16 protein-coding genes and 3 tRNA genes are annotated in these 17,038 nt (G+C 58.7%); 14 read left to right on the top strand and 5 right to left on the bottom strand.

The window, feature by feature from the left end; genetic code table 11:
* The first annotated feature begins 14 nt into the window (after positions 1-14).
* Positions 15-88, top strand: a tRNA-Ile gene (locus EL234_RS01275).
* 101 nt (positions 89-189) lie between these two features.
* Positions 190-1,170: a sugar kinase gene (locus EL234_RS01270; RefSeq protein WP_126415769.1), complete on the top strand. Its 981-nt coding sequence runs from the start codon at positions 190-192 to the stop codon at positions 1,168-1,170.
* 21 nt (positions 1,171-1,191) lie between these two features.
* Here EL234_RS01270 and EL234_RS01265 read toward each other — a convergent pair whose 3' ends face one another.
* Positions 1,192-2,115 carry a Sir2 family NAD-dependent protein deacetylase gene (locus EL234_RS01265; protein ID WP_126415768.1) on the bottom strand — a complete coding sequence of 308 codons (924 nt, stop codon included), beginning with the start codon at positions 2,113-2,115 and terminating at the stop codon, positions 1,192-1,194.
* 77 nt (positions 2,116-2,192) lie between these two features.
* Here EL234_RS01265 and EL234_RS01260 point away from each other — a divergent pair, with 77 nt between their 5' ends.
* From EL234_RS01260 to EL234_RS01230, 7 genes are all read left to right on the top strand, one after another.
* Positions 2,193-2,810: a DUF6318 family protein gene (locus EL234_RS01260; protein ID WP_126415767.1), complete on the top strand. Its 618-nt coding sequence runs from the start codon at positions 2,193-2,195 to the stop codon at positions 2,808-2,810.
* A gap of 203 nt (positions 2,811-3,013) precedes the next feature.
* Positions 3,014-3,658 (top strand): hypothetical protein, encoded by a 645-nt coding sequence (locus EL234_RS01255; protein ID WP_126415766.1) that lies wholly within the window; start codon positions 3,014-3,016, stop codon positions 3,656-3,658.
* A 287-nt stretch (positions 3,659-3,945) separates the two neighbouring features.
* On the top strand, positions 3,946-4,446 hold the full coding sequence (locus tag EL234_RS01250; protein ID WP_126415765.1) for a hypothetical protein: 501 nt from the start codon (positions 3,946-3,948) through the stop codon (positions 4,444-4,446).
* 113 nt (positions 4,447-4,559) lie between these two features.
* Positions 4,560-4,631: transfer RNA gene (locus tag EL234_RS01245), tRNA-Asn, on the top strand.
* Positions 4,632-4,776: 145 nt separating this feature from the next.
* The gene (locus EL234_RS01240; RefSeq protein ID WP_126415764.1) at positions 4,777-5,265 is read left to right on the top strand and encodes a peptide deformylase; all 489 of its coding nucleotides are present in this window, start codon (positions 4,777-4,779) and stop codon (positions 5,263-5,265) included.
* Positions 5,262-6,224, top strand: a complete 963-nt coding sequence (locus tag EL234_RS01235; protein ID WP_126415763.1) for a TIGR01777 family oxidoreductase — start codon at positions 5,262-5,264, stop codon at positions 6,222-6,224. Before EL234_RS01240 ends, EL234_RS01235 begins: the two co-directional genes overlap by 4 nt.
* 168 nt (positions 6,225-6,392) lie before the next feature.
* Positions 6,393-6,896, top strand: coding sequence for a DUF3145 domain-containing protein (locus tag EL234_RS01230; RefSeq protein ID WP_126415762.1), 504 nt, complete (start codon positions 6,393-6,395; stop codon positions 6,894-6,896).
* A 67-nt stretch (positions 6,897-6,963) separates the two neighbouring features.
* On the opposite strand, the gene EL234_RS01225 is transcribed toward EL234_RS01230, so the two are convergent.
* On the bottom strand, positions 6,964-7,410 hold the full coding sequence (locus EL234_RS01225; protein ID WP_126415761.1) for an acyl carrier protein: 447 nt from the start codon (positions 7,408-7,410) through the stop codon (positions 6,964-6,966).
* 57 nt (positions 7,411-7,467) lie between these two features.
* On the opposite strand from EL234_RS01225, the gene EL234_RS01220 reads away from it, so the two are divergent.
* The 3 genes from EL234_RS01220 to EL234_RS01210 are packed head-to-tail and all read left to right on the top strand — an operon-like array spanning position 7,468 to position 9,491.
* Positions 7,468-8,109, top strand: coding sequence for a hypothetical protein (locus EL234_RS01220; protein WP_126415760.1), 642 nt, complete (start codon positions 7,468-7,470; stop codon positions 8,107-8,109).
* Entirely contained in the window at positions 8,109-8,732 is a 624-nt protein-coding gene (locus EL234_RS01215; protein WP_126415759.1) for an L-threonylcarbamoyladenylate synthase, read from the top strand. Before EL234_RS01220 ends, EL234_RS01215 begins: the two co-directional genes overlap by 1 nt.
* Before the next feature lie 54 nt (positions 8,733-8,786).
* Complete coding sequence (locus tag EL234_RS01210; protein ID WP_126415758.1) at positions 8,787-9,491, top strand: HAD hydrolase-like protein; 705 nt, start codon at positions 8,787-8,789, stop codon at positions 9,489-9,491.
* A 66-nt stretch (positions 9,492-9,557) separates the two neighbouring features.
* Here EL234_RS01210 and EL234_RS01205 read toward each other — a convergent pair whose 3' ends face one another.
* The 3 genes from EL234_RS01205 to aceE form a co-directional block, all read right to left on the bottom strand.
* Positions 9,558-11,363: an ABC transporter ATP-binding protein gene (locus tag EL234_RS01205; protein ID WP_126415757.1), complete on the bottom strand. Its 1,806-nt coding sequence runs from the start codon at positions 11,361-11,363 to the stop codon at positions 9,558-9,560.
* On the bottom strand, positions 11,360-13,141 hold the full coding sequence (locus EL234_RS01200; protein WP_126415756.1) for an ABC transporter ATP-binding protein: 1,782 nt from the start codon (positions 13,139-13,141) through the stop codon (positions 11,360-11,362). Before EL234_RS01200 ends, EL234_RS01205 begins: the two co-directional genes overlap by 4 nt.
* Before the next feature lie 145 nt (positions 13,142-13,286).
* The gene (aceE, locus tag EL234_RS01195) at positions 13,287-16,001 is read right to left on the bottom strand and encodes a pyruvate dehydrogenase (acetyl-transferring), homodimeric type (RefSeq protein WP_126415755.1); all 2,715 of its coding nucleotides are present in this window, start codon (positions 15,999-16,001) and stop codon (positions 13,287-13,289) included.
* A 234-nt stretch (positions 16,002-16,235) separates the two neighbouring features.
* On the opposite strand from aceE, the gene EL234_RS01190 reads away from it, so the two are divergent.
* Together EL234_RS01190 and EL234_RS01185 are read left to right on the top strand one after the other, a co-directional pair.
* Complete coding sequence (locus EL234_RS01190) at positions 16,236-16,634, top strand: DUF3052 family protein (protein ID WP_126415754.1); 399 nt, start codon at positions 16,236-16,238, stop codon at positions 16,632-16,634.
* A gap of 151 nt (positions 16,635-16,785) precedes the next feature.
* Positions 16,786-16,858, top strand: a tRNA-Val gene (locus EL234_RS01185).
* The last annotated feature ends 180 nt before the right edge of the window (positions 16,859-17,038 follow it).

Below are 17,038 nucleotides of genomic sequence, written 5' to 3'. Positions count from 1 at the left end.
GACTGTTCCGGCTGGCCCCCATAGCTCAGACGGTTAGAGCAGGGAACTCATAATTCCTTGGTCGCAGGTTCAAGTCCTGCTGGGGGCACTCAATCGCCCGGACGCTAACAGCCGAACCGAATCCATCGTGGTGGCGTGGGGTGTAGCGTTGTCTTGTAACCCTGCGGGGCTTTCCGTAACAATGAAAACGTGGCAAAGCGGGTCCCGCGCCCGCTGGAAAGAAGAAAAGACATGATAGACGTCGCAACTTTCGGCGAAACCATGGGCACCATTCGATTCACTGACATTCCGGCTATCGGCGGGCGTACGCGCGCATCCTTTGCCGGCGCTGAAACCAATGTTGCCATCGGATTGTCCCGGCTTGGATATAGCACTGCATGGGTGGGAACAGTCGGGCTCGATACCTTCGGGCATCTCATTTTGCGTGGGCTCCGAGCCGAGCAAGTGGACGAGGGCGGCGTTGTCGAAACTGGCGAGTATCCAACGGGACTCATGGTTTCCCGTGAGGCTGGGCTCGGCTCGTTTGCTGTTGACTACCATCGCACCGGCTCAGCTGGACGCCAGTTCTCCGACGAACAGATCGACTACATGTTGTCGTTGAAACCCAAGGTCATTCACCTGACGGGCATCACGCCCGCACTGGGCGATAGTGCCTTGGCTACCACCCAGCGAGTCATCCGCGAAGCGAGCGAACACGGCGTGAAACTTAGTTTTGATGTTAACTATCGTTCTCGGTTGTGGACCGAGGAGGAGGCAACGCCAGTCCTCGCTGAGATTGCTTCCCACGCACATATCGTATTCGGTGGTCCGGAGGAGATTTCTTTGATCACGGGGGAAGCTGATATTGACGATGGCGTTGACGCGCTACTACGCCAAGGTGTCAGCCGTGTGGTGTATAAGAATGCTGGAAGTGCGACCTCGTGCGACGCGGACGGGCAGGTGAGCGCCCCCGGTTTGCAGGTGCCGGTGAAGGACACGATCGGTGCGGGTGACGGTTTCGTGGCTGGCTATCTATCCGGTTGCTTGGACGATCTTCCTGCCTTGGAGAGCCTGCAGCGCGCCCACCTTTGCGGCGCTTTCGCCGTTGGTTCGGTAGGTGATTGGGAGGGTGCGCCAACGCGCCAGACGCTGAAAATCAGCGACCTCGGTGACGGCGAGGTGCTGCGCTAATTGTTGCTGCTCCGAGAGCTTCTATAGCTGCTCGGCTAGCCAGCTGAGCGACTCCGTGGTGCCAGCGTGGACGATCACGTCGGCGTACTTGTCGCCCTTGGTGTGGCCACGGTTGATGATGACGATCGGTTTGTCTGCCCGGTGAGCGGTTCGTACCAGACGTAGTGCGGACTGGACGGGAAGCGAGGTTCCGGCGACGAGCAGGGCGTCGGCCTCGTCGATAATATCGGTGGCTGCTCGCACGTCTTCGGGGCGGACCGTGCCGCCGAAGAACACGACGTTGGTGCGCAAAATACCGCCGCAACGTTCACAGCCGACCACTTGGAATCCTTGTGTGTTTTCTACGGTGGCGTCGGCGTCTGGGGCGATGGCGTCGTTTTCCGGGGCGTCCGACACCCAGGTCGGGTTCGCTGCTAAAAGCCGCTTGTGCAGGCTGTCGCGTGTGAATACCCTGTTGCACTCGGTGCAGACCACTTCGTCGAAGCGTCCGTGCAGGTCGACCGTGCGTCTTGAGCCGGCTCGCGTGTGTAGCCGATCCACGTTCTGTGTGATTAACCCGGTGAGGATCCCGCGCCGTTCGAGATCGGCGAGCGCCTTGTGTCCGGCGTTCGGGGCTGCCATCCGCGGACCGAGCCAGCCTTGATGGTTACGCGCCCAATAATGCCGCCGCCAGCGCTCTTCGGCCATGAACTGCTGGATTGTGATTGGGTTTCGTTTGCGCGAGCCGGGGGAGCGGTAGTCGGGCAGACCCGAATCTGTTGACAATCCGGCACCCGTGAGCGCCGCTATCTTCTTTCCTCGAAGCAGATCGAGTGCTGGTTGCAGTGCCTGAGCGAGATCGTGTGGATCGGGTATCGCCGCCGACGCCGGCGGCACCTCCACGTTCTTCACACGCAAATTTGGCACGTGTGAGCTGGGGAAGTAGTCCTCGATCCGGTGCGCCATGTGGCTAGTCTAGTCCCGTCTATGGGAGGTTGTGGAAAACTGCGGCGCGGGTATGGCTGGCGCACTAGGTTTGGGGTATGGGAGTTCAACGACGGCGTTTTCGCGCCTTGCGTTTAGGTGCGGGTTTGGTGTGTGCTGCTGCAGTGTTGGCTGCCTGCGGTGGGGCTGACCCTGCTGATGGTGGTGGGTCGGCGAGTCCTGCGACCGGTGGTTCGGCTGTGCCGACTGAGGAGTATACGATTCCGCCGCGCCCGCAGGTGATGCCACCGAGCGAGCCTGTGCTGACTGGTGTTGAGCTCGAGGATGCTGCGGCACTTGCTGAGTACTACGTAAAGTTGTATCCCTACGTGAAAAAGACGGGCGATACCGCCGAATGGGAAAAATATGCCCACCCAGAATGTGAGTACTGTCAGACTGTCATTGAGTCCGCAAACAATATGAACCAAGTTGGTGCTTGGACGGACATTAACCTAGGAGTTGTTGAAACGGCATGGTTTAGCTCAACAGGAAAGCTTGATTACCGGATGGACTTCCTTGTTGACCGCAGTGAAATTCACCATTACAACCCAGAGGGTTCAGACTATCTTGAGGCAAATCGTCACGCTGTGATTATCGGCCTAGTCGTCGAAGAAGGGCTCAAAGTGCGATCCTTCGATATTTTAGACCAAGACAAATTTGGAGTTCCCGAGCTGTGATTCTGCACGTCTTATCAACTCTCGTCTTCGGAACTCTTCTCTCCGGAGGTGATGACACTACGTCATCGTGGTCTGCAAGCGTGAGCGGTAGCGCTGTCGTCATCGAAAGTGAACACGTCAGTCAGCCTAAGTCTCCACCCCGGACCGCCTATGCAGGCAGCACGGCGTCTATGCCAAGCGTGGCAGAGGCTCCGCGGGGGAGTGTGAGTGCGTTGGAGTCGGTGAGTGTGGATGAGTTGTGTCGTTCGTATGCTTTCCAACACGCGGGGGCGTTACCGGGTGCGTTGCCGAATTGGCAGATGTCTGGCCCGTTGGCGGAGTATTGCATGAACCGTGGCAGTGAGCCTGCCGCCGAACCAGATGCCGGCGAGGAGGAGGCTGAGGCGGCGGTTCCGGTGGTGTCAGCTGCTGATGTGGGATTTTATGTCCGTGACCACGCCCAAACCATTATTGATGGTGGCGTGTTAACGTTCCAGCCGGCCTCGGGCGAAGTGCTGGTGAATAAGGACGTGTATTTCGCGTCCTCGGCACGCCCCTATGAGGCTGCGGTGAATGTGTTGGGTGTGTCGGCAACGCTGCGGTTTATGCCGGTGGGGTTTCAGTGGTGGCCCGGTGATGGCACGAGTTTGTCGACTGTGAGCCCGGGCGGGGTGTGGCCAGATGGTGACGTGCGAGCCATTTACCGGGCCCCAGGTGTATACCGGCCGGGTGTGCGTATTGGCTGGCGAGTCGAGGTCCGCACTGACGGTAGTGATTGGTTCACCGTGCCAGGCCTAGGTTACACAGCCACTTACGGTAACGAGCTCACCGCGATCGAAGCCGAAGCAATCCTCGTCCCCGTCCCTTAACCGCTACGGCTAACACAGCCGCTGTCGGCTACAGTTATCGTGTCGGCAAAAAGAAGGGACGCACGGATGCACAAACCCGATGAACACACAGACGGCCAGGAACCACCCTCGGATGAGATGTACGACAAGCAACGCAAAGCTCTTTGGAAAACAATCATCCTCGCACTTGCTCTTGGCGTGATTCTGGCGATCTTAGGCTTTTTCGCTGGGCGCAACCTGGCCCCAATGCTCAAGGACTCGCCAGAAACCACGTCGCCGTCGGCCGATCGCGATAGTGCAGGTTGTCGATGTTCAAGCGTAAAAAGCTACCGGCACACCTCGCCGACGAACACGGAACCATGCCAGCTGCAGCCACGCCGGTAGAACCCGAAACAGAAGGCACGTGGATTGCTGGCTGGAACGCGCACTTCGCCGTCGTACCGAAAGAAGGCGAACGCACCGTCTATACGTGGTCCGACTTCGAAGCTGGCACGTGGGATGACGACACGGACACGCTCAGCCTCATTTTCATCGACCCACGCAACGCGCCGCTCACATTCCGCATCCCGCGCCACGCCGATCCGACAGCGATCACGATGATCCGGGAGAGAATCGACAGATCGATCGTGCACCGCCAGGTCGAAGAACTCCCATCCGGCGCAATCGCACGTGGGCAAGTACGGCGTAACCCCGACGACACGCTATTCACACAGATTATTGTGGACGACGAGGTCACCGACGAGGACCGCATCGCGCTCGACGTTTTTGAAAACCAACTCCGTGAAGCGGTTGGACTCGACATCATCTAGACATTTCTTCCGCATCGGGGCAGGTCAGCTTGTGTCAATTGACACAGTGAGGCATTTTGGCCGGTTCAGAATTCGCTTTTCGAAAATCGTTTGCTAAAGTGATCAAGTCGCAATCCCGCGTAGCTCAATGGCAGAGCATTCGACTGTTAATCGAAGGGTTGTTGGTTCGAGTCCAACCGCGGGAGCTTTTCTTTTCCTTGAGATACCAACAAAAACCGGAATCGTATAAACGAAAGCTATTCAGCGCGTACCCAACGTGCACCCATGGAATCAGTCGCGAACGCCTTGCACCGCTCCCAACGTGATCAGCACGTGTGAAACAATACCACCATGAGTTATCGAGATATCCGCATTATTGGCGACCCCGTACTACGCACCCCCTGCGACCCGATCACCACGATCACTCCCGGGATCCGCCAACTTGTGGAAGACCTGCTCGACACCGTCAACGAACCCGGCCGCGCAGGCCTAGCAGCTAACCAGATCGGCGTCGGCTACCGCGCGTTCTCGTGGAATATCGACGGCGAGCGAGGATACATCCTCAACCCAGTCATCACAGAGATGTCTACAGACGAGTTCCAAAACGACGACGAAGGCTGCCTCTCCGTGCCCGGACTGTGGTTCCCGTGCAAACGTGCAGTATACGCTCGCGCAGAAGGTGTCGATCTCGATGGTAATCCGGTCGTTGTGGAAGGCGATGGTATTTGGGGCCAGCTCGTCCAGCACGAAATCGACCACCTCGACGGCTACCTTTACATCGACCGTCTCGAACGCTCCCTGAAGAAAGAAGCCTTCCGCCAGCTCAGGGAGAACACATGACCACGCCAGTGCTTGTGCTTGCCGGAGCCTCCGGTTTCATCGGCACACGCCTCGTTGAGGCCGCGAAAGCCGCAGGTTACGAGGTGCGCCGCCTTGTCCGATCAGCGCCGGAACGCGCGGGTGACTACCAGTGGGATCCGGCGTCGGGGACGATCGACACCAGCGTCTTCGACTGCGCCTACGGGGTGATTTGCCTCAATGGCGCTGGCCTGTTCAGCAGGCCGTGGACGGCGTCGTACAAACGCGTGCTGTGGGATTCACGAATAGATTCGGTGTGCACGATCGCTGATTCACTTGCGGCACGCGCACAGCGTGAGGGTGCCGACGCATTGCCGCAGGTATTTATTGCTGGTTCGGCCGTAGGCTTTTACGGCTCGGGACGCCCGGACACTGATGGTACTGTGACCAGAAGCGCCTACGCCATTCTCACCGAAAGCAGCCCGAACGGGACAGGCTTCCTCGCTGAGCTGTGCATGGCGTGGGAGAGCGAAGCCAATAGGGTAGCCGACCTCGGGATCCGCACGGTCAACGCGCGTACCGGCCTTGTCATGGGCCAAAGCGGCGGAATGCTCGCGATTTTGCAACATCCGTATCGTATTGGGCTCGGTGCACGGCTTGGCGACGGCGAGAACTGGATGCCCACAATCGCTCGTGACGACTACGTGCGTGCATTGCTCTGCATTCTGCGAGAGCCGGACCTGTCTGGCCCGGTCAACATGACGAGCCCGGATCCGGTACCAAACAAGGTGTGGCACCGCGCGCTGGCCGACCATTTTCGCAGGCCAGGGTTCCTTGCCGTGCCCGAGTTGCCAATGCGCATCACCCTTGGAGATTTTGCGAACGAGGCCGTGCTTGCCTCGCAACGCGTCATGCCACAAAAGTTGCTCGATCACGGCTTCCGATTCATCGCGCCCACCGTGCCGGAAATTTTCAGCCACGAAATACCTGTGCCAAAATAAGTTTCTGGTTCTGCAGGGTGCTTGGATCTAAAGCGCGTTGGTCTAAGCCGAGCCGGATCAGCCAATCGCAAAATAATGTGGCGTGACTTTCTGGCTAGCGTATGGCATTCTTGAAGTATCTGACCTTTTCGGGGTGTCACGGGGAATTTCACCCAGAAGGAGGTCACGGTGAACAACAAAGCCACTCGAGGCGTCATATTTATTCATTCGGTCACACCGGCCGTTCAACCACACGTTGAATGGGCGGTGACAAGCGTGCTTGGCTATCCCGTTCATTTTGAGTGGACGAAACAGCCTGCGCTACCCAATATGAACCGCGGCGAAGTGTCCTGGACAGGCGAGGCCGGCACGGGAGCACAGATTGCCTCCGCCCTTGGCGGGTGGGAGCACCTGCGATTTGAAGTTACAGAAGAGCCGACGCCGACTACCGACGGCGGACGCTGGTCATGCACCCCGGGCCTAGGGATTTTCTACGCCCAGACAGATCAGCTGGGTAACGTCGTCGTACCAGAAAACCGCATCCGGGCGGCCATCGAAGACTCCGGGGGAGACGCGGCCGAACTACGCCGCCTGCTCGACGTCGCACTCGGCCAGGCGTGGGACGACGAGCTGGAAGTGTTCCGCTACGCCGGAGCAGGCGCGCCCGTAAGGTGGTTGCACCGAGTCGGCTAACAGCTTATTGCTCACGACGACGGCGGGCGTCGGCACGCGCCTAGCACGCCGCTAGGCATTCACGCCGCTAGGAATTGAATAGGTTTGCGAGGTCGGCAAGTGCGGCGTCGAGATCCTCACCGTCGATCAGCTCATCATCGGCGATCTCACCGTCAGCACACTCGCCACTAGCCTGCTCGCCAGATGCCGCGCCGCCATCCGCCAGCTGGTCGTCACCACCTGTGCTATCTGTGCCCTCGCCGTCGTCGACCATCTCGTAGTCAAGCGGAACGTCAGACAGGGCATGCTCCATGAGATCGCCGATGGTCGTGGCCTCAGCAATGGCGGCGTCGACGATCTCGACCTTCGCCAGCTTCTCCAAGCCGGTGGCAAGCGCCCAGATGGACACCACGTCCAGCCCCAGGTCAGCCTCCATACGAGCTTCGGGTACGATCTCAGCCTCAGGGATTTCGGGCGCAATATCTGCGAGTAGGACGCGCGTGCGTGCCAATGCTAGATCGTGCCTGCTTACCATGACCGCTCCTTCACCCGATAACATCCGTGGCCCATGTGAATCAGTTAGAATTACCGTATGGCATTTCTAGAACTCATGCGTCAGCTCTTCGATGGAACTCACCGCGGCGCCGACATGCCAGAAATTGAACGAGCAGCAGCGTTACGCGATCAACTGTCGAACGATCCTAATGATATCGCTGCTTTTGAGGAACTGGCTTCGATCATCAAGAATAGCGACACGGTTCGCAACCCCGCCGATCCGCTTACTGGCGACAAGCTGGTCAGCGAAGACATCGCGGAAAAAACAGATCCCGAACTGGTGCTGTGGGCACTGAGTGAAGAGATCGGTTCGGATTCTCGGGCGTGGTACCCGCTCGTGCAACTGGCTCGCCTAGCTGGTGAAGAAGACTCCGAGGCGGCACGCCGCTATCTAGAAACTGCGGCGGATAGGGACGACACCGGTCTGGCACTCGCAGAAGGCGTGAAGCTGTTGCGCGAAACAGGCCAGCACAATGCGGCTATCCAACTGGGCCTTGGCCGCTGGCAACCAGACAAACAGACGCCAGCCGTTGGCGAAGAGCTGGTTAACGCCGCGCTCGCTGCCAACAAGGTCGATGAAGCGCGCGGGTATATTGACATTCTTAAAGAATCGGGCGCACCCGATAACCTCATTGACGAGTTATCGATCGCGCTCGCCACCATGAACAAGGAGGACTAATGGCCGCATTTATTGAGATTCACCCGGAAGATCCGCAGCCGCGCCTCGTGTCCAAGGTGGTTGATCGGTTACGCGACGGCGACGTCGTCGCCCTGCCCACCGATTCCGGATACGCAATCGCATGCACGCTCGGCAACAAGGACGGGCTGGAGCGTATTCGTACCATTCGCCAAGTCGGTGCCAAGCATCACTTCACGTTGCTGTGCCACGACTTCGCGCAGTTCGGATCGCTCGTCATCGTCAATAATTCGTTCTTCCGCCTCATCAAATCACTGACCCCGGGCCCGTACACGTTCATCATGAAGGGCACGAAGGAAGTGCCGCGGATGACTCTCAACCCGAAGAAAAACACCGTCGGCGCCCGCATTCCCGATCATAAGATCACGCAGGCAATCCTTGCTGAACTCGGCGCGCCGCTGCTGTCATCCACCTTGATCTTGCCCGGTGAGGACGAGCCGATGACTGAAGGCTGGATCGTCAACGACCGGCTTGGCAACGCGATTGACGTCGTCGTCGAAGGCCCGGTGGGCGAGGAAGGCCCAACCACGGTAATCGACCTGTCGAGCGGTGAGGCGATTATCGAACGCGTTGGCGCCGGCGACATCTCCATGTTCGACATTTAGAACCTTTACACAACTTCATACACGTTCAATTCCAGACCACGAGGAAAGGTGCGAATGCTACGCGCAGTTCTTTTTGATCTAGACGGCACAATTGCAGATTCTGCCCCGATTATCACGCGGACGATCGGCAACACGATGAGGGAACTTGCAGGCCTCGACCAGCCCGACTCCGCCTACAGGCGATACGTGGGCCCGCCGCTCAACGAGTCGTTTGCCCACCTTGGTGTTCCAGCCGATGAGATCACGAGCTATATCGCCCACTACAAGGCCGCATACGCCAAAGTTCACCACGCTACGCCCGTGTTCGACGGCGTGCCAGAACTCCTAGGCGCGGTACGGGACGCGGGTTTCGCCGTCGGGCTTGCCACATCCAAAATGGAAGACGTCGCCAAAGTTGTTGTTGAGAACCTCGGGCTCACCGACTATTTCGACGTGCTGTGCGGCTCGCTGCCCGGGGAGGTCGAGCTTGGCAAACCCGCCGTCGTCGCCACGGCACTGACGCGTCTTCACGACGCCGGCCTCCTCGAGGTTGGCGTACGCGAGAAGCAGGGGATGGACAGCCCACTTCGCGACGACGTCGTGATGGTCGGCGATCGCATCTACGACATCGAGGGCGCCCGGCTACACGGCATCCGCACGATCCTCGCCACGTGGGGAGACTCGTGGCCGGAGGAAGAAAAGCTCGCCTGGCGTACGGCCAGCACCGCAGATGAGGTGCTCGAGATCCTGCTCGACGCACGCGAGAACGGCATCGCTTAAACCGAGCTATTCGGCATATTATTCCGTTACCACTAGGCTCTTCCGGCGCATACCCATTGCCAGCGCCTAGTCAGTGCTGGTGAACTGGGATTGATGCAGGTCGTAGTATGCGCCGCGTTGGGCGAGCAGCTCCTCGTGAGTCCCTTGTTCGACGACGTCGCCGTCGGCCATCACGATGATCACGTCCGCGTTGCGAATGGTAGACAGGCGGTGGGCGATGACGAACGACGTGCGCCCGCTGCGAAGTTCACCCATGGCGCGCTGAACGAGCATTTCCGTGCGTGTGTCAACGGAGGACGTGGCTTCATCAAGAATGAGCACGGCCGGATCGGACAAGTAGGCACGCGCGATGGTGAGAAGCTGCTTCTCGCCGGCGGAGATGTTGCCGCCCTCGTCGTCGATCACAGTGTCGTAGCCGTCGGGCAGCTGGCGGATGAGCCGATCCACGCCGGTGGCCTGCGCGGCCGCGATGACGTCTTCTCGTGTAGCTCCGTCCTTGCCAAAGGCGATGTTCTCTGCAATCGTGCCTTCGAACAGCCATGTATCTTGCAACACCATCCCGATGTTGGCACGCAACGAATCTTTGGAGAATTCGCGGGTAGACACGCCGTCCACGGTAATCTGCCCGGAGTCGATCTCATAGAAGCGCATCAACAGGTTGACGAGCGTGGTTTTCCCCGCGCCGGTCGGCCCCACGATCGCCACCTGATCGCCGGGTTCCACGTTAAGACTCAGCCCTTTAATAACTGGCGTGCCAGGTTCGTAGGCGAAGACGACGTCGTCGAAACAAATCCGCCCGCGCCGCTCGCCGCTCGGAACTAATTCGGATAGCGACGCCGTGGAGTCGGCCTCCATTTCGGGGGAGTCAAGGAAGTCAAAAATGCGTTCCCCGGAGGCCGCACCAGACTGCAACATGGCCGCCATCGAGGCGAGCGTGGAGACCGGCTGGTTGAGCTGGCGCGAATACTGGATAAACGCCTGAATGCCACCGATGCTAAGCCTCCCGCTGATCACCTGCAATCCGCCAGCAACAGCGACGATAACGAAGCCGATGTTTGCTACAAACCCCATGATCGGCTGGGCGAGTTGGGAAAGGAACTGCCCCTTATATCCTGCGGTGAAAAGCTCGTCGTTGGCGTCGGCGAACACTTCGCTGAAGTCGTCCTCAAGGCCGTAGGCGCTCACCACCTCAAAACCCGTAAAGGACTCTTCGACGATTGCGGACACGTCACCGGTTTTTGCCCACTGCTTGCGGAACTGGGGTCGCGCACGCCCCAACACGACGACGAGCGCGGCAATACCGAAGGGGAGCACCGCGAGCGAGAGCAAGGTCAGCAGCGGCGATATCCACACCATCATCGCGAGCACACCGATGAGCACGTAGAGCGAATAAATCACCTGGTTGAGGGTCTGCATGAGCGACTGGGTGACGTTGTCGATGTCATTCGTTACGCGGGAGAGCAGATCGCCGTGCGGTTGTGCATCGAGCCAGGATAGCGGCAACCGGTCGATCTTTTCTTGCGCGGCTTGGCGCAAGCGGAAGCCAAGATTTTGCACTGTTTGCCGAATGAGAATCCCAGCTGCGAAGTCAGTGACTGCTGAGAGCGTGTAGAGTCCAGCGACGACGGCGAGCACCTGGCCAAGTTTGCCGAAATCGACTCCGGAGCCGGCCACGCCGTCGACGATCACGTTTGTAGCATCACCAAGTAACTTCGGGGCGAGGATCGAACCGGCCGCCGCGAATACCGTCAGCACTACGGTGAGCCCGATCCGGAAACGATCCGGTTTGAGCAGCCGACCAAGGCGCAAAAGCGCGCCTTTCGCGTCGCGTGCCTTGGAATCATACGGGTTAACCCTGGAGCGCCGGCTCATAGTGCCGCCTCGATATCAATTTGGGAGGCCACGATCTCCTGGTAGGTCTCACACGTGGCGAGCAGGTCATCGTGCGTGCCCGAACCTACCACTGTGCCTGCTTCCAACACGTGAATCTCGTCTGCATCACGGATCGTTGCCACGCGCTGGGCCACAATTAACACTGCGGTGTCGCCAATAAAGGCTCGTAAGCCGTTTCGTAGGCGTGCGTCAGTCACGTAGTCGAGTGCCGAGAACGAATCGTCAAACACCAGAAGGTCGGCCTGCCGCTTCCCGGCGGCGTCCGGTAAGCATCGGTAGATCGCCCTCGCAATCGTCAACCGTTGGCGCTGGCCACCCGAAAAATTCTTGCCCCCAGATTCCACCTCGGCGTCAATCCCGCCAGGTAGCTTTTCCACGAACTCCCAGGCTTGAGCGGCCTGCAAGGCACGCTCGACCCGTTCGCGATCCACGTGGGAAGTCGTGTCTTTTGCCGACGCCGAGCCGGCCACGTTCGAGGCGATCGTTCCAGAAAACAAGAACGCGGTCTGCGGCACGAGGGCGATACGCGAACGCAGCTCGTGTGGATCCACATCACGAACGGATATGCCGCCTGCGGTCACCTGCCCGGTGGTCGCATCGAGCATCCGAGGCAGGAGCCGTACCAGCGAGGACTTACCCGATCCGGTGGAGCCGATCAACGCCGTCGTCTTCCCTGGAACAAACGACATGCTGATGTTATGCAGCACCGGCTGTTGCGCACCCGGATACTGTAAACCGACGTTCTCGAGCGCGAACGTTAACGGGCCAGACGGCAGCGACCGGAACGAAGCTGGTGCGGTGATCGAGGGTTCGACGTCGAAAATCTCCTGCAACCGTTTGGCCGACACCTCGCCGCGCGGATACATCATGACGATCATGCCCGATATCATCACCGAGATCATGATCATCATCAGATATGAAATATAGGCGGTGAGCGCTCCCACCTGCATGTCCCCGGCCGAAATGAGATGGCCGGAAAACCAGACGACGGCCACGCATGCGAAACCGACAATGAGGTTCGAGGCGGGGATCATGAATGCCCACAGCACACCGATTTCCACCCAGACCCGGCGCAGGGCAGTATTCGTGTCCGCGAACTTCTCCCGCTGCGTATCCTGGCGGATGAACGCTCGAATCACGCGCACGCCCGAAAGCTGTTCACGTAGCAGCGTGTTCACCCTGTCGATCAGTTTTTGTTGCAACTCGTAGCGCGGGGCCAAAATCCGGATGATCGTCAAGATAAGCAACGCTAGCAATGGCACGACGACGATGAGCAACGCGGAAAGCTTCACATTTTGTTGGATGGCCATCACAACCCCGCCGATTCCCATAAGAGGCGCCATGACCATGATCGTAAAACCGGCGATGATCACCATCTGCACCTGGTTCACGTCGTTTGTGGTGCGAGTGATGAGTGTGGGCGCGCCAAATTTGGCCTGATCGACCGCCGAGAAAGATTGCACTTGCCGGAAGGTTCGGGTGCGCAGATCACGCCCGAGCTCCATCGCCGTTTTCGCACCGATGTAGATCGCGCCCACCATCGCCACGATCTGCACGACGGCGATCACGAGCATGACGATGCCGAGCTGCCAAATCAATGATTGGTTGCCGGTGAGCACGCCGTCGTCGATAATACGCGCGTTGATGGCAGGTAGCACGAGACTTAGAATCACTTGCACGAACTGCAAAACCATAATTGCCGTAAAGGCAAGTTTCTTGCTCCGAAGATAATCTCGCGCGATGCGAAACAACGTCATGAAAATCCTTCACCAAAAGCCGCTAACTCGTTAAGTCTATGCGGTCAGCAGTCAACAACAAAGGTGGGCTAGGCGATTATGGCGCCTAGCCCACCTTTCGGGTTGTCCCTACACGGCAAGTGCTACCGTGAGGGTTTAGTATTCGCTAGTCCTGAGCGACAAGCCCGTACTTGTCGATGGCTTCCTTCACCTTCGAGCGGTCGATCTCACCACGGTCAGCGAGCGCCTGCAGCGCACGCACAACCATCGAGGCGGCATCGATACGGAAGTAACGACGAGCAGCAGCACGCGTATCAGCAATACCGAAGCCGTTCGCGCCGAGCACGTAGTAGTCGGTCGGAACCCACGGGCGGATCGCATCCTGCACCTGCTTCTCGAAGTCCGAGGTAGCGATAACCGGGCCGGCTTCACCCTCGAGCTTCTGCGTCAGGTAAGCCTTACGCGGCTCGGCCTCCGGGTGCAGGTAGTTGTACTCGTCAACCTCCAGGCCATCCTTACGCAGCTCGTACCACGAGGTCACCGACCACACGCCGGCTGCCACGCCCCATTCGTTGCGCAGCATCTCGCGAGCCTCACGCGCCCACGGCACACCCACACCAGAAGCGAAGAGCTGGACGACCGGGCCGTCACCCTCCGGCGCCTCAACACGGTAGATACCCTTGAGGATGCCATCAACATCCACGTTCTCCGGCTCGGCAGGCTGGTGGATCGGCTCGTTGTAGATCGTGATGTAGTACATGACATCCTGATCACGCCCATCCGAACCATCGCCGTACATGCGCACCAGACCATCCTTGAAGATGTGCCGGATCTCGTAGGCGTAAGCCGGATCGTACTGGACCACGGCCGGGTTCGTCGAGGCAATTACGTGGCTGTGACCATCCATGTGCTGCAAGCCTTCGCCCGTCAGCGTGGTACGCCCCGCCGTCGCGCCCATGATAAAGCCGCGCGCCAACTGATCGCCAGCATGCCAGAACTGATCGCCCGTACGCTGGAAACCGAACATCGAGTAGAAGATGTACACCGGAACCATCGGCAGCCCGTGCGTTGCATACGACGTACCGACGGCCGTGAACGCAGCGTTCGACCCCGCCTCGGTAATACCGGTGTGCAGGATCTGACCCTTCGTGGACTCCTTGTAGTTCAGCAACAGGTCCGAATCAACAGCCGTGTAGTTCTGGCCATGGACGTTAAAGATCTTCGCGCTCGGGAAGATCGAATCCAAACCAAAGGTACGCGCCTCATCCGGAATGATCGGCACGATCCGGTAGCCGAAGTCCTTATCACGCAGCAAATCCTTGAGCAGACGGACGAACGCCATCGTCGTCGCAACCTTCTGCTTACCCGAACCGCGCTTGAGCGAATTCCAATTCTTCTCCGCAGGCATCGTAATGCCCTGCTGGACTACGCGACGCTCCGGCAAGTAGCCGCCCAGCTTACGACGCTGTTCATGCATGTACTCAAGAGCCGGATTCTTCGGCGAGGGCTTGAAGTACGGCGCGTGGAACGGATCTTCAAGCTGATCGTCAGAGATATCCAGCTCGAGCGTGTCACGTAGCAGCTTCAGATCATCCGAGTTCAGCTTCTTCATCTGGTGCGTCGAGTTACGACCAGCGAAGTTAGAACCAAGCGCGTAACCCTTAATCGTGTGCGCAATGATCACAGTCGGCTGACCGGTATGCTCCACGGCCGCCTTGTAAGCTGCGTAAACCTTCCGGTAATCGTGGCCGCCGCGGCGCAGCGCCCAAATCTTCTCATCCGACCAGTCAGCAACCATCGCCTTTGTGCGCGGATCACGGCCGAAGAAGTGCTCGCGCACGTACGCGCCGTCGTTGGCCTTGAAGGTTTGGAAATCGCCGTCCACGGTCTCGTTCATAAGGTTGACCAGTGCGCGATCCTTATCTGCCAGCAGGAGCTCATCCCACTCGCGGCCCCAGATCACCTTAATGACGTTCCAGCCAGCGCCCTTGAACGATGCTTCGAGCTCCTGAATGATCTTGCCATTACCACGAACCGGGCCGTCAAGACGCTGCAGGTTTGCGTTGATCACGAACGTCAGGTTGTCAAGATTCTGCGACGCCGCCAAATGTGCCGCGCCGCGAGATTCGACTTCGTCCATTTCGCCGTCGCCAATAAACGCCCACACATGCTGCTGCGAGGTATCCTTCAGGCCGCGTTCGTGCAGGTAACGGTTGTACCACGCCTGGTAGATCGCAGAAATCGGACCCAAACCGAGCGAGACGGTGGGGAACTCCCAGAAGTCCGGCATCTGACGCGGGTGCGGGTACGACGGCAGACCGCGACCACCCGAGCGGCGCGAGAACTGCTGGCGGAACGAATCCAAGTCCGCTTCGGTCAAGCGGCCCTCCAAGAAGGCACGCGCGTAGTTACCTGGCGAGGAATGACCCTGGAAGAACACATGATCGCCACCACCGGGCGCGTTCTTACCACGGAAGAAGTGGTTGAAGCCCACCTCGTAGAGCGTGGCCTGAGCTGCATAGGACGAAATGTGCCCGCCCACCGCGATATCCGGATTCTGCTGGCGGGTCACCATCACCGCAGCGTTCCAACGCGTCCAGCGGCGGATCTCCTTTTCCAGTGACTCATCACCTGGATAGTACGGCTCGTCATCGATGCCGATGGTGTTCACAAATGGCGTCACAATATTTGGTGGAAGCGTGATCCCGCGGCGGCGCGCGTGATTTTGCATCGCTGTCAAAATATAACGCGTGCGTGGAGCTCCCTGATGTTGAATGAGCCCTTCAATGGACTCCACCCACTCCTGGGTTTCGTCCGGATCAATATCCGGTACTTGGCTAAGCAAACCATTGATGAGCGGCCTAATTGGCTGTTGACTCACGATTACTCCTCTGTATGTTCGTCAGCATGGTCGACCAAACCATGCGTTGATATATAGGTTACCGGTTTAGTGCGAAGATCACACCGTAATCTGGAAAACATCTCCGAAGCGCTCTCACTGAATGAAACGGCGTGTCGCGCTTATGCCCTTGGCACGTGCCCAGAAGTTACGTATTATCAACGAAGCGCACTAAAATAGTGTTTGCTTTGAAAAATCACGCGAAAGGCGGCACAAGTGTCCCGGGCAACGGGTAAGGAGTTTGACTTCAAGAGTGGCCAGCTCATCCAAGAATTTGGCTACGACGACGACGTTGACATGGAGTTACGCTCCACAATCGAAGACATCACCGGCGAACAGCTCGAAGATGAAGACTACCGCGGATCGTCAGATGGTGTGATCGCCTGGTGGCGGTCCGACGACGGCGATCAAGACGACCTGGCAGATCTGCTCGTGGACTGTTGTGCCGGCCTTGCCGACGACACCGCGCAAATCCTCCTCATGGTTCCTGACCCAAGCCAGGACTACTCGGTGTCGATGCAAGATGTTGATGAGGCGGCACGCACGGCTGGTCTCATGGTCACCACGACCCGCTATCTGCCCTCGGGGTGGACAGCCTTCCAGATCGTTCGCTAGTTTGCGCTTGCTGCCTATTGCGGCGTGTTGCTGACTCGCCTGGCCCGTTTGCATACAATCGGTGCCCGGTGTGGTGCGTTGCGATTTTCACAGGGGTCGAATTGGCCACCTGAGTTTCATTTCCGTGCTACCTGCGGTTAAGATATTCGGCGGACCCTTAGCTCAGTTGGTAGAGCAACGCGTTTACACCGCGTGTGTCATCGGTTCGAGTCCGGTAGGGTCCACTCTTTTTGCCTCGGCACACGGTGTGAGCGGAAACTTTTTGCGCTATAGCCGGAGATCTTGGAATATACGAAGATAACCCGCTAGAGCGGGAAAAGTTTCCGGTGCAAGCCGGGTATGGTGGGTTCTGGTAGCCGAATTGTCCCAGGAGGTTCCCATGTGTACGCCCGAGCCGCGCCCGA

Origin of the sequence: Trueperella bialowiezensis (assembly GCF_900637955.1) — a bacterium.
Taxonomy (GTDB): Bacteria; Actinomycetota; Actinomycetes; order Actinomycetales; family Actinomycetaceae; genus Trueperella; species Trueperella bialowiezensis.
This window is presented reverse-complemented; position numbering and strand designations above follow the sequence as displayed.

Bases quoted from the DNA above. Each gene is read 5' to 3' on its own strand.
- EL234_RS01200 (WP_126415756.1), bottom strand. From the start codon at position 13,141: ATGACGTTGTTTCGCATCGCGCGAGATTATCTTCGGAGCAAGAAACTT.
- EL234_RS01205 (WP_126415757.1), bottom strand. From the start codon at position 11,363: ATGAGCCGGCGCTCCAGGGTTAACCCGTATGATTCCAAGGCACGCGAC.
- EL234_RS01260 (WP_126415767.1), top strand. From the start codon at position 2,193: ATGGGAGTTCAACGACGGCGTTTTCGCGCCTTGCGTTTAGGTGCGGGT.
- EL234_RS01235 (WP_126415763.1), top strand. From the start codon at position 5,262: ATGACCACGCCAGTGCTTGTGCTTGCCGGAGCCTCCGGTTTCATCGGC.
- EL234_RS01215 (WP_126415759.1), top strand. From the start codon at position 8,109: ATGGCCGCATTTATTGAGATTCACCCGGAAGATCCGCAGCCGCGCCTC.
- EL234_RS01240 (WP_126415764.1), top strand. From the start codon at position 4,777: ATGAGTTATCGAGATATCCGCATTATTGGCGACCCCGTACTACGCACC.
- EL234_RS01265 (WP_126415768.1), bottom strand. From the start codon at position 2,115: ATGGCGCACCGGATCGAGGACTACTTCCCCAGCTCACACGTGCCAAAT.
- EL234_RS01250 (WP_126415765.1), top strand. From the start codon at position 3,946: ATGTTCAAGCGTAAAAAGCTACCGGCACACCTCGCCGACGAACACGGA.
- EL234_RS01210 (WP_126415758.1), top strand. From the start codon at position 8,787: ATGCTACGCGCAGTTCTTTTTGATCTAGACGGCACAATTGCAGATTCT.
- EL234_RS01225 (WP_126415761.1), bottom strand. From the start codon at position 7,410: ATGGTAAGCAGGCACGATCTAGCATTGGCACGCACGCGCGTCCTACTC.
- EL234_RS01220 (WP_126415760.1), top strand. From the start codon at position 7,468: ATGGCATTTCTAGAACTCATGCGTCAGCTCTTCGATGGAACTCACCGC.